This window comes from Sinobacterium caligoides (assembly GCF_003752585.1).
Lineage (GTDB): Bacteria > Pseudomonadota > Gammaproteobacteria > Pseudomonadales > Sinobacteriaceae > Sinobacterium > Sinobacterium caligoides.
On record NZ_RKHR01000010.1, the window covers coordinates 19,299 to 33,084 of the forward strand.

At 48.1% G+C, this 13,786-nt stretch carries 27 protein-coding genes; all 27 read left to right on the forward strand.

Going from position 1 to position 13,786, the window contains the following annotated elements; all coding sequences use genetic code 11:
• Positions 1 to 18: 18 nt before the first annotated feature.
• The 27 genes from tuf (at position 19) to rpsD (ending at position 13,761) form a co-directional block, all read left to right on the forward strand.
• Complete coding sequence (gene tuf / locus EDC56_RS18655) at positions 19 to 1,242, forward strand: elongation factor Tu (protein ID WP_123714098.1); 1,224 nt, start codon at positions 19 to 21, stop codon at positions 1,240 to 1,242.
• Positions 1,243 to 1,445: 203 nt separating this feature from the next.
• On the forward strand, positions 1,446 to 1,757 hold the full coding sequence (rpsJ, locus tag EDC56_RS18660) for a 30S ribosomal protein S10 (RefSeq protein WP_123714110.1): 312 nt from the start codon (positions 1,446 to 1,448) through the stop codon (positions 1,755 to 1,757).
• 135 nt (positions 1,758 to 1,892) lie between these two features.
• Entirely contained in the window at positions 1,893 to 2,528 is a 636-nt protein-coding gene (rplC, locus tag EDC56_RS18665) for a 50S ribosomal protein L3 (protein WP_123714111.1), read from the forward strand.
• 18 nt (positions 2,529 to 2,546) lie between these two features.
• Positions 2,547 to 3,149 (forward strand): 50S ribosomal protein L4, encoded by a 603-nt coding sequence (gene rplD, locus EDC56_RS18670; RefSeq protein WP_123714112.1) that lies wholly within the window; start codon positions 2,547 to 2,549, stop codon positions 3,147 to 3,149.
• Positions 3,146 to 3,439: a 50S ribosomal protein L23 gene (rplW, locus tag EDC56_RS18675; RefSeq protein ID WP_123714113.1), complete on the forward strand. Its 294-nt coding sequence runs from the start codon at positions 3,146 to 3,148 to the stop codon at positions 3,437 to 3,439. The genes rplD and rplW overlap by 4 nt, the downstream gene beginning before the upstream one ends.
• Positions 3,440 to 3,453: 14 nt before the next feature.
• Positions 3,454 to 4,281, forward strand: a complete 828-nt coding sequence (gene rplB / locus EDC56_RS18680) for a 50S ribosomal protein L2 (RefSeq protein ID WP_123714114.1) — start codon at positions 3,454 to 3,456, stop codon at positions 4,279 to 4,281.
• A gap of 28 nt (positions 4,282 to 4,309) precedes the next feature.
• On the forward strand, positions 4,310 to 4,585 hold the full coding sequence (gene rpsS / locus EDC56_RS18685; protein WP_123714115.1) for a 30S ribosomal protein S19: 276 nt from the start codon (positions 4,310 to 4,312) through the stop codon (positions 4,583 to 4,585).
• A gap of 12 nt (positions 4,586 to 4,597) precedes the next feature.
• Positions 4,598 to 4,933 (forward strand): 50S ribosomal protein L22, encoded by a 336-nt coding sequence (gene rplV, locus EDC56_RS18690; protein WP_123714116.1) that lies wholly within the window; start codon positions 4,598 to 4,600, stop codon positions 4,931 to 4,933.
• A gap of 11 nt (positions 4,934 to 4,944) precedes the next feature.
• A complete protein-coding gene (gene rpsC, locus EDC56_RS18695) occupies positions 4,945 to 5,622 on the forward strand; it encodes a 30S ribosomal protein S3 (protein ID WP_123714117.1) in 678 nt (225 codons plus the stop codon).
• Between the two features lie 11 nt (positions 5,623 to 5,633).
• Complete coding sequence (gene rplP / locus EDC56_RS18700; protein ID WP_123714118.1) at positions 5,634 to 6,047, forward strand: 50S ribosomal protein L16; 414 nt, start codon at positions 5,634 to 5,636, stop codon at positions 6,045 to 6,047.
• The gene (gene rpmC, locus EDC56_RS18705) at positions 6,047 to 6,238 is read left to right on the forward strand and encodes a 50S ribosomal protein L29 (RefSeq protein ID WP_123714119.1); all 192 of its coding nucleotides are present in this window, start codon (positions 6,047 to 6,049) and stop codon (positions 6,236 to 6,238) included. Before rplP ends, rpmC begins: the two co-directional genes overlap by 1 nt.
• Positions 6,239 to 6,240: 2 nt before the next feature.
• Positions 6,241 to 6,501, forward strand: a complete 261-nt coding sequence (gene rpsQ, locus EDC56_RS18710) for a 30S ribosomal protein S17 (protein ID WP_123714120.1) — start codon at positions 6,241 to 6,243, stop codon at positions 6,499 to 6,501.
• 51 nt (positions 6,502 to 6,552) lie between these two features.
• Positions 6,553 to 6,921: a 50S ribosomal protein L14 gene (gene rplN / locus EDC56_RS18715; RefSeq protein WP_123714121.1), complete on the forward strand. Its 369-nt coding sequence runs from the start codon at positions 6,553 to 6,555 to the stop codon at positions 6,919 to 6,921.
• Positions 6,922 to 6,952: 31 nt separating this feature from the next.
• Positions 6,953 to 7,267 carry a 50S ribosomal protein L24 gene (gene rplX, locus EDC56_RS18720; protein ID WP_123714122.1) on the forward strand — a complete coding sequence of 105 codons (315 nt, stop codon included), beginning with the start codon at positions 6,953 to 6,955 and terminating at the stop codon, positions 7,265 to 7,267.
• 19 nt (positions 7,268 to 7,286) lie between these two features.
• Complete coding sequence (gene rplE, locus EDC56_RS18725; RefSeq protein ID WP_123714123.1) at positions 7,287 to 7,826, forward strand: 50S ribosomal protein L5; 540 nt, start codon at positions 7,287 to 7,289, stop codon at positions 7,824 to 7,826.
• An 11-nt stretch (positions 7,827 to 7,837) separates the two neighbouring features.
• Positions 7,838 to 8,143 carry a 30S ribosomal protein S14 gene (gene rpsN, locus EDC56_RS18730; protein WP_123714124.1) on the forward strand — a complete coding sequence of 102 codons (306 nt, stop codon included), beginning with the start codon at positions 7,838 to 7,840 and terminating at the stop codon, positions 8,141 to 8,143.
• 20 nt (positions 8,144 to 8,163) lie between these two features.
• Positions 8,164 to 8,559 carry a 30S ribosomal protein S8 gene (gene rpsH, locus EDC56_RS18735; protein ID WP_123714125.1) on the forward strand — a complete coding sequence of 132 codons (396 nt, stop codon included), beginning with the start codon at positions 8,164 to 8,166 and terminating at the stop codon, positions 8,557 to 8,559.
• A 25-nt stretch (positions 8,560 to 8,584) separates the two neighbouring features.
• Positions 8,585 to 9,118 carry a 50S ribosomal protein L6 gene (gene rplF / locus EDC56_RS18740; RefSeq protein WP_123714126.1) on the forward strand — a complete coding sequence of 178 codons (534 nt, stop codon included), beginning with the start codon at positions 8,585 to 8,587 and terminating at the stop codon, positions 9,116 to 9,118.
• A 9-nt stretch (positions 9,119 to 9,127) separates the two neighbouring features.
• The gene (gene rplR / locus EDC56_RS18745; protein ID WP_123714127.1) at positions 9,128 to 9,478 is read left to right on the forward strand and encodes a 50S ribosomal protein L18; all 351 of its coding nucleotides are present in this window, start codon (positions 9,128 to 9,130) and stop codon (positions 9,476 to 9,478) included.
• 9 nt (positions 9,479 to 9,487) lie between these two features.
• Positions 9,488 to 9,997, forward strand: a complete 510-nt coding sequence (gene rpsE, locus EDC56_RS18750) for a 30S ribosomal protein S5 (RefSeq protein ID WP_123714128.1) — start codon at positions 9,488 to 9,490, stop codon at positions 9,995 to 9,997.
• A gap of 9 nt (positions 9,998 to 10,006) precedes the next feature.
• On the forward strand, positions 10,007 to 10,192 hold the full coding sequence (gene rpmD / locus EDC56_RS18755) for a 50S ribosomal protein L30 (RefSeq protein ID WP_123714129.1): 186 nt from the start codon (positions 10,007 to 10,009) through the stop codon (positions 10,190 to 10,192).
• Between the two features lie 2 nt (positions 10,193 to 10,194).
• A complete protein-coding gene (gene rplO, locus EDC56_RS18760; protein ID WP_123714130.1) occupies positions 10,195 to 10,638 on the forward strand; it encodes a 50S ribosomal protein L15 in 444 nt (147 codons plus the stop codon).
• Entirely contained in the window at positions 10,639 to 11,979 is a 1,341-nt protein-coding gene (gene secY / locus EDC56_RS18765) for a preprotein translocase subunit SecY (RefSeq protein ID WP_123714131.1), read from the forward strand. It begins immediately after the preceding gene.
• Between the two features lie 57 nt (positions 11,980 to 12,036).
• The gene (rpmJ, locus tag EDC56_RS18770; RefSeq protein WP_123714132.1) at positions 12,037 to 12,153 is read left to right on the forward strand and encodes a 50S ribosomal protein L36; all 117 of its coding nucleotides are present in this window, start codon (positions 12,037 to 12,039) and stop codon (positions 12,151 to 12,153) included.
• A 149-nt stretch (positions 12,154 to 12,302) separates the two neighbouring features.
• Positions 12,303 to 12,659 (forward strand): 30S ribosomal protein S13, encoded by a 357-nt coding sequence (rpsM, locus tag EDC56_RS18775; protein WP_123714133.1) that lies wholly within the window; start codon positions 12,303 to 12,305, stop codon positions 12,657 to 12,659.
• Between the two features lie 68 nt (positions 12,660 to 12,727).
• On the forward strand, positions 12,728 to 13,120 hold the full coding sequence (gene rpsK, locus EDC56_RS18780; protein WP_123714134.1) for a 30S ribosomal protein S11: 393 nt from the start codon (positions 12,728 to 12,730) through the stop codon (positions 13,118 to 13,120).
• A gap of 20 nt (positions 13,121 to 13,140) precedes the next feature.
• The gene (gene rpsD / locus EDC56_RS18785) at positions 13,141 to 13,761 is read left to right on the forward strand and encodes a 30S ribosomal protein S4 (RefSeq protein WP_123714135.1); all 621 of its coding nucleotides are present in this window, start codon (positions 13,141 to 13,143) and stop codon (positions 13,759 to 13,761) included.
• The last annotated feature ends 25 nt before the right edge of the window (positions 13,762 to 13,786 follow it).

Genomic DNA, 13,786 nt, shown 5'->3' on the forward strand with positions numbered 1-13,786 from the left:
ATTTAGAGGATCACGAAAGTGGCAAAAGAAAAATTTGAACGTAGTAAGCCGCACGTTAACGTCGGCACCATCGGTCACGTTGACCACGGTAAGACCACACTTACTGCGGCTCTTACCCGTGTATGTGCTGAAGTTTTTGGTGGCGAAGCTGTTGCATTTGACGGCATCGATAATGCGCCAGAAGAGCGTGAGCGCGGTATCACTATCGCAACATCTCACGTTGAGTATGACTCAACTATCCGTCACTACGCGCACGTAGACTGCCCGGGTCACGCTGATTATGTTAAGAACATGATCACCGGTGCTGCGCAGATGGATGGCGCTATCCTGGTTTGTGGTGCGACCGATGGTCCAATGCCTCAGACTCGTGAGCACATCCTGCTTTCGCGTCAGGTTGGCGTACCTTACATTGTTGTTTTCCTTAACAAGGCCGACCTTCTTGCAGAAGACTGTGGTGGCGTTGATTCTGAGGAATTCGAAGAGATGCAAGAGTTGGTCGAAATGGAGCTGCGTGATCTGCTGAGCCAGTACGACTTCCCTGGCGACGACACGCCAATTATCTGTGGTTCTGCGCTGATGGCGCTAAACGGCGAAGATGATAACGAGCTAGGTACTACAGCTGTTAAGAAGCTGGTTGAAGCTCTTGATACTTACATCCCTGAGCCTGAGCGTGCCATCGACGGTGCTTTCATCATGCCGATTGAGGACGTATTCTCGATCTCTGGTCGTGGTACTGTTGTAACTGGTCGTATCGAGCGCGGTATTCTTAACACTGGTGACAGCGTTGAGATCGTTGGTATTCGCGACACTCAGACTACTACCTGTACTGGTGTGGAAATGTTCCGCAAGCTGCTTGACGAAGGTCGTGCAGGTGAGAACGTTGGTGCGCTATTGCGTGGTACTAAGCGTGATGACGTTGAGCGTGGTCAGGTGCTTTGTGCGCCGGGTTCGATCTCTCCTCACACTAAGTTTGAAGCAGAAGTATACGTGTTGGGTAAGGATGAAGGCGGACGTCACACTCCATTCTTCAAGGGCTACCGTCCGCAGTTCTACTTCCGTACCACTGATATCACTGGCGCTTGTGAGTTGCCAGAGGGTGTTGAGATGGTAATGCCGGGTGATAACGTCCAGATGGTTGTTACTCTAATCAACCCAATTGCCATGGATGATGGTCTACGCTTCGCGATTCGTGAAGGTGGTCGTACTGTTGGTGCTGGTGTTGTTGCTAAAATCATCGAGTAATATCGGTTGATTACGAAAGGCGCCTTAGGGCGCCTTTTTTGTGTCTTAATTTCGTTGCTATTGCGCTGTCATGATCGTGCGCAAGAAAAGATTTGACGGGCCACTTGAACGTCTATAGAATGCGCACTCCATTCGTATGAACCATCTAGAATCTTGTCATTTTAGGAAGGCATACACTATTAAAACGTATTGGAGTTTTTAAAATGCAGAATCAACGCATTCGCATTCGCTTAAAAGCCTTTGATCACCGTTTAATCGATCAGTCTACGCAAGAGATCGTTGAGACAGCAAAGCGAACTGGTGCTCAGGTCCGTGGTCCTATCCCACTGCCTACTAAAAAAGAGCGCTATACCGTTCTTGTTTCGCCTCACGTGAACAAAGATGCCCGTGATCAGTACGAGATTCGTACCCATAAGCGTCTTCTAGACATCGTTGAGCCTACCGAGAAAACAGTTGATTCTTTGATGAAACTGGATCTTGCGGCCGGTGTAGAAGTACAGATTAGTCTTGGTTAAGTTCTTCCTGCTTTAAGGAAACGAACAAGTCAGGATGAACCCCTATTGAAAGTCTGGGGTTTTATATAAGTTAGTGTGACGCACATCGAGTGCGGCCATAGCGGGTATAGCCCCATACGCTAAGAGGTTATTGTGATGACTATTGGTATAGTCGGCCTAAAACGCGGTATGACACGAGTGTTTACCGATGAAGGTGTCTCCATTCCGGTTACTGTGATTGAGGCTTCGCCCAATCGTGTAACTCAGATCAAAACAGTTGATACTGACGGCTATGACGCTGTTCAGATTACAACTGGTTCTCGTCGCGCGTCTCGCGTGAGCAAGGCAGCAGCTGGTCATTATGCTAAGGCAAGCGTAGAAGCTGGTCGTGGTGTCTGGGAATTCCGTTTGGAAGATGCATCTGCGGAGCTGGCCCTTGGCGGCGAGCTGACAGTTGAAGCTTTCGAAGCTGGCCAGAAAATTGATGTTACTGGTCAGTCTAAAGGTAAAGGTTTCCAGGGTGGTATCAAGCGTTGGAATTTCTCCATGCAGGATGCTACACACGGTAACTCGATCTCTCACCGTTCAAACGGTTCTATTGGTATGTGTCAGACCCCTGGTCGCGTCTTCAAAGGTAAGAAGATGTCCGGTCATATGGGTTCTGAGCGCACAACCACACAGAATCTAGAAGTTGTGCGGGTAGATGTCGAGCGCAACCTGATATTGGTTAAGGGTCCAGTTCCTGGTGCCAACGGTGGCGACGTTATTATTCGCCCAGCCGTTAAAGCTTAATACTAGGGAGTTTTGAGCATGCAGCTAAATATAGCCGGTGCAGGGACCTTAGAAGTTTCTGACACAGCATTTGCAAGAGAATTTAACGAAGACTTGGTTCACCAAGTAGTAACTGCCTATCTGGCAGGTGCTCGTCAAGGTACCCGTGCACAGAAGAACCGCGCTGCGGTTTCTGGTGGCGGTGCTAAGCCTTGGCGCCAAAAAGGTACTGGCCGCGCGCGTGCCGGTACAATCCGCAGCCCAATATGGCGTTCAGGTGGTGTTACATTTGCTGCTCAACCTCAGGATTTTTCACTGAAGTTGAATCGTAAGATGTATCGTGCCGCTCTTCAGACTATCTGGTCTGAATTGCTTCGTCAGGAACGTGTTGTCGTAGTGGAAGACTTCGCTATTGATGCACCAAAGACCAAGCTTCTGAAAGCTAAGCTTTCAGAAGCCGGTCTAGAGAACGTACTGATTGTTACTGAAGAAGTTGATACCAGCTTGTTCCTAGCGGCTCGCAACCTGCATAAGGTTGATGTACGTGATGTTTCTGGTGTTGATCCAGTTAGTCTTGTTGGCTTCGATAAAGTGTTGGTAACTGTTGCCGCACTTAAGAAAGTTGAAGAGGGACTATCATGAATCAGGAACGCGTATTCAAAGTAGTGATGGGTCCACACGTATCTGAAAAAGCTGCCATGGCTGCCGAGAGCAACCAAGTGGTTTTTAAAGTTGCTGTTGACGCTACCAAGCTAGAAGTTAAAAACGCCGTTGAGAAGATCTTTGATGTGAAAGTTGAAGGTGTTCGCGTAGTTAACGTAAAGGGCAAATGCAAAATGAACCGTTATGGTCAAGTTCGCAAGCCTAGCTGGAAAAAAGCATACGTTAGCTTAGCGGAAGGTCAAGACATTGACTTCGCAGCAGCCGAATAAAGGAGATAGGTAGAATGGCTATTGTAAAAATGAAACCTACTTCTCCTGGTCGCCGTCACGTAGTTCGTATCGTAAGTGATGAGCTACATAAAGGCGCGCCGCACAAAGCGTTGCTGGAGAAGAAGAGTAAGTCTGGCGGTCGTAATAACAACGGTCGTATCACTACTCGTCACATTGGTGGTGGACACAAGCAGCACTATCGCGTTATTGACTTTAAGCGAGTCAAAGACGGTATTGCGGCGACTGTTGAACGCCTAGAGTACGATCCCAATCGTACGGCTCACATTGCTCTTATCTGTTACGCAGATGGTGAGCGCGCTTATATTATCGCTCCTAAGGGCGTTAAAGCAGGTGATGAGCTCATGTCTGGTGAAGCTGCGCCAATCAAAGTGGGTAACACTTTGCCGCTGCGTAATGTTCCACTAGGTTCAACCGTTCACGCTATTGAGCTTAAGCCAGGTAAGGGTGCGCAAATTGCACGTTCTGCCGGTACTTCTGCTCAGTTAGTTGCTCGTGAAGGTCGTCACGTTACTCTACGTCTCCGCTCCGGCGAAATGCGTAAAGTGCTTGCAGACTGTCGCGCAACATTAGGCGAAGTATCTAACAGCGAACACAGCTTACGTAAGCTGGGTAAAGCTGGTGCTTCACGCTGGCGTGGTGTTCGTCCAACCGTTCGCGGTGTCGCGATGAACCCTGTAGATCACCCACATGGTGGTGGTGAAGGTCGTACCTCTGGTGGCCGTCATCCAGTTTCACCTTGGGGAACTCCTACTAAGGGCTTCAAGACTCGTAAGAACAAACGTACTGATAAGCTAATCGTGCGTCGTCGCGGTTCTAAGTAACTGCGCGATAGATAGAGAGGAATTAGTTGTGCCACGTTCACTAAAGAAAGGTCCTTTTATCGATCTTCACCTGTTGAAGAAAGTTGAAAAGGCACTGGACAGCAACGATAAGCGTCCAATCAAAACTTGGTCGCGCCGCTCCATGATCAGCCCAGATATGGTTGGACTGACTCTAGCGGTACATAACGGTCGCCAGCACGTGCCAGTATTGGTTAACGAAGAAATGGTCGGTCATAAACTGGGCGAATTTGCTGTAACGCGTACCTATAAAGGTCACGTTGCAGACAAGAAAGCCAAGCGCTAAGGGGTTATTGAGATGGAAGTATCCGCCAAGCTGAAAGGTGCGCGTATATCTGCTCAAAAAGCTCGTTTGGTAGCTGATCAGATCCGCGGCAAGTCTGTTGAGGAAGCACTAGATATCCTAGCGTTTTCTAACAAGAAGGCTGCAGAAATCATCAAGAAAATTGTTGATTCTGCGATTGCCAATGCCGAACACAACGAAGGTGCTGATATCGACGAACTGTCAATATCTACCATCTTTGTTGATGAAGGTATGACTATGAAGCGTATCCGCCCGCGTGCCAAAGGTCGTGCAGATCGTATTATGAAGCGCAGTTGTCATATCACTGTCAAAGTCGCTGACATTAACTAGGAGAGTGCCAGATGGGTCAGAAAGTACACCCCACCGGTATCCGACTCGGTATCGTCAAGAGTCACAACTCTGTCTGGTATGCCGACAAGCAGGGTTACGCTAAGAACCTGATTAACGATCTTGAAGTTCGCTCTTTTGTTGAAAAAGAACTTGCTCATGCATCAGTTAGCCGCATTCTTATCGAACGCCCAGCTCAAAGCTGCAGACTGACTATTTTCACCGCTCGCCCCGGTATCGTTATCGGTAAGAAAGGTGAAGATGTAGATAAGCTACGTAAGAAGCTTACCGCAATGACTGGCGTTCCTGTCCAGATCAACATCGAAGAGATCCGCAAGCCGGACCTCGACGCTAAGTTGACTGCTCAGAACGTTGCTCAGCAGCTAGAACGTCGTGTGATGTTCCGTCGTGCTATGAAGCGCGCGGTCCAGAACGCAATGCGTCAAGGTGCACTAGGTGTAAAGATTCAGATCGGTGGTCGTCTTGGCGGCGCTGAGATCGCACGTAGCGAGTGGTACCGTGAAGGTCGCGTTCCGCTACATACATTGCGTGCTGATATCGATTATGCAACCTATGAAGCTCACACTACTTATGGTGTGTTGGGTATCAAGGTGTGGATCTTTAAGGGCGAAATTCTAGAAAACGAACTTCCAGCTGTCGAAAAAAAGCCAGCAAAGAAGTCTGCTAAGTAAGGAGTACGCCAATGTTATTGCCGAAGCGTACAAAGTTTCGCAAGATGATGAAGGGCCGCAACCGCGGCCTAGCACACCGTGGTAGCAAGGTCTCCTTCGGTGAATATGCGTTGAAAGCTACAGGTCGTGGTCGTATCACTGCTCGTCAAATCGAAGCAGCTCGTCGCGCTATGACTCGTCATATCAAACGTGGTGGTAAAATCTGGATTCGCGTTTTTCCTGATAAGCCGATTACTCAGAAGCCTCTTGAGGTTCGTCAGGGTAAAGGTAAGGGTAACGTTGAGTACTGGGTTGCTCTAATACAGCCAGGTAAAATCCTGTACGAAGTAGAGGGTGTCTCTGAAGAGCTTGCTCGCGAAGCATTCGCGCTTGCTGCAGCAAAGATTCCAGTTGCCACTGCTTTCGTTAAACGGACGGTAATGTGATGAATACAACTGAATTGAAAGCTAAAAGCGTTGAAGAGCTTAAGGCTCAGCTACTGACATTGCTCGAAGAGCAATTTAAGTTGCGTATGCAGAAGGCTACTGGTCAGTTGAATCAGTCGCATTTGCTAAAGGCTACTCGTCGTGATATCGCACGGGTAACAACCGTGTTGAATCAAAAGGCAGGTAATTAATCATGGCTGAAGCAACAACTGCACGTACCGCGACCGGTAAAGTGACTAGCAACAAAATGGATAAAACCGTTACTGTTCTAGTTGAGCGTCGTGTTAAGCATGCGATCTACGGCAAATATATCACTCGCTCATCTAAGCTACATGCACATGATGAAAGCAATGAGTGTAAAATTGGCGACGTAGTGACCATCCAGGAAACTCGTCCGTTGTCTAAGACTAAGTCTTGGGCTTTGGTCAAGATTGAAGAGCGCGCTGAAGCTTAAGTCTTAGGACTTGAGCTCGCTTCTAACGAAGAGCGACTCCCGGAGTAAAGAATGATTCAGACACAATCCTACCTTGATGTAGCAGACAACAGTGGCGCACGCCGTGTTATGTGTATCAAGGTATTAGGTGGTTCACATCGCCGCTATGCGCGCGTTGGTGACATCATCAAAGTTACCGTCAAGGAAGCAATTCCTCGCGGTAAAGTCAAGAAGGGTCAGGTAATGAACGCAGTAGTCGTTCGTACCAAGCAAGGCGTACGTCGTAATGACGGTTCAAAGATTAAGTTCGATGACAACGCCGCGGTATTGTTGAATGCCAGCAACGCCCCTATTGGCACACGTATTTTTGGGCCAGTTACTCGTGAATTGCGCTCAGAAAAGTTCATGAAAATTGTTTCTTTGGCTCCAGAAGTACTTTAAGTACTTCTTGGACGAAGATCGAGGTCTGAAAATGCGTAAGATTAAGCGTGACGACGAAATAATCGTTATCGCCGGCAAAGACAAGGGTAAGCGCGGTAAGGTTTCTTCTGTTAAGAAGGATGGCCGTCTTGTTGTTTCTGGTATTAATGTTATTAAGAAGCATCAAAAGCCTAACCCTCAAGCGGGTGTAGCTGGTGGGATTATCGAAAAGGAGGCTGCAATTCAGGCTTCCAATGTTGCGATTTTTAACCCAAACACTAACAAAGCTGATCGAGTAGGTTTCAAAGTAGAGGGCGACGTTAAAACTCGCATCTACAAATCTACTGGCGAAGCTATTGATGCTTAAGGTGTCTTGAGGGTTTATAATGGCTAATTTGCAAGAAATCTACAAAAGCGAGCTGATGGCTAAGCTGCAAGAAGAGCTTAACCTAAAGAACGTAATGGAAGTGCCACGTATCACTAAAATCACCCTGAATATGGGTGTAGGTGAGGCGTTGGGTGATAAGAAAGTTCTAGAACATGCTGTGGGCGATCTAGAGAAAATCGTTGGTCAGAAAGTTGTGGTCACTAAAGCGCGCAAGTCTATTGCGGGTTTTAAGGTTCGCGAAGACTGGCCAATCGGTTGTAAGGTAACTCTGCGCGGTGAGCGCATGTATGAGTTCCTTGATCGCTTGATTGCTATTGCTATTCCACGTATTCGTGATTTCCGGGGCTTGAACCCGAAGTCGTTTGACGGTCGTGGTAACTATGCAATGGGTGTGACTGAGCAGATCATCTTCCCTGAAATTGAATACGACAAGATAGATGCACTACGTGGTTTGGATATTGCTATCACAACCTCGGCTCGCACTGACGACGAAGGTCGCGCATTGCTACGTGCATTTAACTTCCCGTTTAAGAACTAAGGGCTAGTAAAATGGCGAAGAAATCTATGATCGCTCGCGAAGCAAAGCGTGAGCGCACCGTTGCGAAGTTTGCTACTAAGCGTGCTGAACTGAAGGCAATTATTGTTAACCCAACCTCCTCTGATGAGCAGGTTTGGGATGCTCAAATTGCGCTACAGAAGCAGCCACGTAATGCTAGCGCTAGTCGTCAGCGTCGACGTTGCCAGATAACTGGCCGTCCACACGGCGTATACCGCAAGTTTGGTCTGTGTCGTAACAAGTTGCGTGAAGCGGCTATGCGCGGCGACATTCCAGGTCTTGTTAAGGCCAGCTGGTAATTTAAATTTAGGAGCTAGCTATGAGTATGCAAGATCCGTTGGCGGATATGTTAACCCGTATCCGTAACGCCCAAATGGCTGCGAAGCCATCTGTTAGCATGCCTTCATCTAAGTTGAAGGTCGCAGTTGCTAACGTGCTTAAAGAAGAAGGTTACGTAACCGATTTAAGCGTCAGTGATGTTGAAGGTAAGGTCGTTCTTAACATCGATTTAAAATATTTCGAAGGCAAGCCTGTCATCGAAGAGATCGATCGTGTAAGCCGCCCAAGCCTACGTCAATACGTCGGTTCAGGTGACCTACCAAAAGTACGTGGTGGTCTAGGCGTGGCAATTGTTACTACCTCTAAGGGTGTAATGACTGACCGTGCAGCCCGTGCTGCAGGTGTTGGTGGCGAAGTGCTTTGCACTGTCTTCTAACAATACTAGGTTAAGAGAAAGAATTATGTCACGAGTAGCAAAAAGTCCTGTACAGCTCCCTAGTGGAGTTGAGGTTACTCTTAAAGGCCAGAACCTATCTGTTAAAGGTGGTAAAGGTACTTTAGAGCTGGTCGTTCACGATTCCGTTACCGTTAACCAAGACGAAAGTGTTTTAACCTTTGAAGCGGCTGCTGGCGATAAGTCAGCTTCAGCTTTAGCGGGAACAATGCGTTCACTTGTTAACAACATGGTAATTGGTGTTAGCGAAGGCTTCGAGAAAAAGTTGATTCTTAATGGTGTCGGTTACCGTGCGAAAGCAAGCGGTAAGGTGCTGAATCTAACTCTCGGTTTTTCGCATCCAGTGAATTACGAACTGCCTGAAGGTGTTAGTGCCACAACGCCATCTCAAACTGAGATCGTTATTAGTGGTTCTGATAAGCAAAAGGTTGGTCAAGCGGCTGCAGAGATTCGTGCCTATCGTCCACCAGAGCCTTATAAGGGCAAGGGTGTGCGTTACGCGGACGAACATGTACGTCGTAAAGAAGCCAAGAAGAAGTAAGGTAAAATCATGAGCGTGAAGAATGAATCAAGACAGCGCCGTGCACGTCGTGCACGCGCTAAGATGCGCGAGTTAGGTGCTGTTCGCCTAGCCGTCCATCGCACTCCTCGCCACATCTACGCACAGGTGATCTCACCTGAAGGCGACAAGGTGTTGGCCCAGGCGTCGACCCTGGATAGCGCACTGCGTGCAGGCAAAACTGGTAACAAGGAAGCTGCTGCGGCAGTGGGTAAGCTTGTTGCTGAGCGTGCTAAAGAAGCAGGTATCTCAAAAGTAGCGTTCGATCGTAGTGGTTTCCAGTACCACGGTCGTGTACAGGCCTTGGCCGACGCTGCACGTGAAGCTGGATTGGAGTTCTAAGGTAAAAATATGGCTTTTAATAAAGAGACAGACAAAAATACCGAAGGGCTACAGGAAAAGCTGGTTCAAGTTAACCGCGTAGCTAAAGTTGTTAAAGGTGGTCGTATCTTCGGTTTCACCGCACTGACTGTAGTCGGTGATGGCGAAGGTAAGGTCGGCTTCGGTCGTGGTAAGGCGCGTGAAGTGCCAATCGCAATCCAGAAAGCTATGGAAGCAGCTCGTCGTAACTTGATCCAAGTTGATCTGAATGGCGACACTATCCAATACGCAATTAAGGCGCGCCACGGCGCATCTAAGGTATACATGCAGCCAGCTTCTGCTGGTACGGGTATCATTGCCGGTGGCGCTATGCGTGCTGTGCTCGAGCTTGCAGGTGTACACAACGTTTTGGCTAAGTGTTACGGCTCTACCAATCCAGTCAACGTCGTTCGTGCGACTTACAACGGTCTTGCACAGATGCGCTCTCCAGAGCAAATCGCTGCTAAGCGTGGTAAGAGCATTGAAGACATCACAGGCTAAGGTGTGAAGATGTCTAAGAAAACTATTAAAGTTACGCAGTTGCGATCAAAGTTTGGTCGCCTACCTGCTCACCGTGCATGTATTGACGGTCTCGGACTGCGTCGTATTGGTCATACTGTTGAAGTAGAAGATACTCCTTCTGTTCGCGGTATGATCAACAAGGTCAACTATCTTGTTAAGGTTGAGGGAGAGTAAACATGGCTGAATTACGTCTTAACACTCTGAGCCCTGCACCTGGCGCAAAGCATGCTAAAAAGCGTGTCGGACGCGGCATTGGTAGTGGTACTGGTAAGACTTGTGGCCGCGGTCACAAAGGTCTGAAGTCTCGCTCAGGCGGTAGTGTACGTCCTGGTTTTGAAGGTGGTCAGATGCCTTTGCAGAAGCGTTTACCTAAGTTTGGCTTTACCTCTCGTATCTCACGCGTTAGCGCTGAAGTACGTTTGGGTGAGCTAAACACAGTAAATGCTGATGTTATTGATTTGGCAGCTCTTAAAGACGCTGATATCATTGGCGGCCAGATGATCCGTGCAAAAGTAATTTTGTCGGGCGAAATCACCAAGGCAGTCACTTTGAAAGGTCTTGCGTGCACCAAAGGCGCACGCGCTGCAATCGAAGCTGCCGGCGGCAAAGTCGAGGACTAAATGGCTAAAAAAGGACCACTTGCGTCAAGTGGTCAATCTGGCACAGGCGAGCTTTGGGCTCGCCTTCGCTTTCTATTCTTAGCAATAGTGGTATACCGGATTGGCACACACATTCCAGTTCCAGGGATTAACCCTGATGAGCTGGCTAAGCTATTCAACCAGAACCAAGGTACTGTCCTGGGTTTATTCAATATGTTCTCGGGCGGTGCCCTACAGCGTATGAGTATACTCGCGCTAGGGATAATGCCTTACATATCTGCCTCGATTATAATGCAGCTAATGTCGGCAGTTTCGCCAACATTAGAGGCGTTAAAGAAAGAGGGTGAGGCTGGGAGACGCAAGATAAGTCAGTACACGCGTTATGGTACTGTCTTGCTGGCTACTGTACAGGCCGCGGGTATGTCCGCAGGCATGGCAGGTCAGGGTCTAGCTCTGTTGCCTGAGGCAGCTACTTCTGTCGATCTGATGCTGTTCCATTTCGTGGCGGTTATTTCGCTCGTGACCGGTTCGGTATTCATGATGTGGCTGGGAGAGCAGGTTACTGAACGTGGTATTGGCAACGGCATTTCGATGCTGATATTTGCCGGTATTGTTGCCGGGTTACCGGGAGCGATTGGTCAGTCACTGGAGCAGGCTCGTCAAGGTGAGTTAAACTTGCTGGTGCTTTTGGTTGTGGTCGCCCTGGCTATTGCGGTGATTTATTTTGTCGTAATGATCGAGCGTGGCCAGCGTCGTATCGCGATCAACTATGCTAAGCGTCAGCAGGGGCGTCGAACCTACGCGGCTCAAAGCTCGTTCCTGCCTCTTAAGGTGAATATGGCCGGTGTTATTCCAGCTATTTTTGCCAGCAGCATTCTGCTCTTTCCAGCGTCAGTGGCGCAATGGATCGGCCAGTCTTCTGATAATATGGAATGGTTGCAAGATGTTGCCCTCGCTATTGGCCCGGGTCAGCCTCTCAATATCCTTCTATTTACAGTCTTTATAGTGTTCTTCTGTTTCTTCTATACGGCATTGGTTTTCAATCCCGATGAAGTGGCAGATAACCTGAAGCGTTCTGGTGCATTTGTTCCAGGGATACGTCCAGGCAAAAACACTGCGCAATATATCGATGGTGTGCTGACTCGTCTAACTATGTTTGGCGCCGGTTATATCGCACTAGTTTGTCTACTGCCGCAGTTCCTGGTTGTATTTGCTAATGTACCGTTCTATCTCGGTGGTACTTCTCTGTTAATCGTTGTAGTGGTTATCATGGACTTTATGTCCCAGGTGCAAAGCCATCTGATGAGTAATCAATACGATGGTCTAATGCAGAAGGCCAACTTGAAAAACTACGGTAAGTAGTTTTTATCGGGGCGGGGCGCTATTGACCTCGTCTCTTTTTCGCGTTTGGAGTCGGAAATGAAAGTTCGCGCATCTGTTAAAAAAATGTGTCGCAACTGCAAAATTGTTCGCCGTAACGGTGCGGTTCGAGTGATTTGCAAAGCAGAACCACGTCACAAACAGCGTCAGGGTTAATTTACCCACGCTACTAGACCACCGAGAGGTGGTTGATTTTTGTCTGCTCAGTGTGTAGACTCTTGCGCCTTTCGCATTCCAAGTTGTGAGGCTTGGGTGTGAGGGGTAATTAGAGTTAGCATTAGAGCTAATCAAGATTGGAGTTAAAAATGGCCCGTATAGCTGGTGTTAATATACCAGATCACAAGCACGCGGTGATCTCGCTGACCTACATTTATGGTGTTGGTCGTACAAGTGCGAAGAAGATGTGTGCAGCAACTAACATTGCTGAAGATGCTAAGATTTCAGATCTTAGTGAAGAACAAATTGATGCACTGCGTAACGCAGTAGCAACTCTTACTACTGAAGGTGATCTTCGTCGTGAGGTGTCTATGAACATCAAACGTCTGCTAGATTTAGGTTGTTACCGTGGTCTTCGCCACCGTCGCAGTCTGCCTCTTCGTGGTCAGCGCACTAAGACAAACGCGCGTACCCGTAAAGGTCCTCGTAAGCCAATTCGTAAGTAATCAATATTTTTGATTGTTTAGTGTAGCTGTATGAAAAATACAGTGTCGATATTAAGCAGGGTAAGTACATGGCAAAGCCAAGTTCCAAAACTACACGTAAAAAGGTCAAAAAGACCGTTGTCGATGGTATCGCGCACATTCATGCGTCGTTTAACAATACCATCGTCACTATCACTGACCGTCAAGGAAACGCATTGACTTGGGCCACCGCCGGTGGTTCTGGTTTCCGTGGTTCTCGTAAATCAACTCCATTTGCTGCACAGGTTGCTGCTGAACGGGCCGGCATCGCCGCGCAGGAGTATGGGTTGAAGAACCTTGACGTTCAGGTTAAAGGTCCAGGACCAGGCCGTGAATCAGCAGTTCGCGCCTTGAATAACTGTGGTTATAAAATCACAAATATTACCGATGTGACTCCGATCCCTCACAACGGCTGTCGTCCACCTAAGAAACGTCGCGTGTAACTGAGACTAGGAATTAGAAAATGGCAAGATATATAGGTCCAACTTGTAAACTTTCTCGTCGTGAAGGCACCGATCTGTTTCTTAAGAGCGGTGTTCGTCCACTAGAGTCAAAGTGTAAAGCTGAAACTGTACCAGGTGTTCACGGCGCACGCCGCACCCGTCTTTCTGACTTCGGTGTTCAGTTACGTGAAAAGCAGAAAGTTCGTCGTATGTACGGCGTTCTTGAGAAGCAATTTAAGAAATACTACAAAGAAGCCGCTCGTGTTAAGGGCCCAACAGGTGAAAACTTGTTGAAGTTGTTGGAGAGTCGTCTCGATAACGTTGTTTATCGTATGGGCTTTGCATCAACTCGTGCTGAAGCGCGTCAGTTGGTTTCACACAAGGCAATCACCGTCAATGGTACCTGCGTTAATATCGCATCTTACCAAGTAAAGGCAGGCGACATTGTTGCCGTGCGTGAGAAGTCTAAGAAGCAGCTTCGTGTTGAAGCAGCACTTAAGCTGGCCGAGAACCGTGCTCCTACCGAGTGGATCGACGTAAATGCAGCTAAGGTTGAGGGTACTTTTAAAGCCCAGCCTGATCGTGCTGATCTATCCTCTGAGATCAATGAAAACTTGATCGTAGAGTTGTACTCGAAATAACACTAACGACTAACCGTCAAGACAG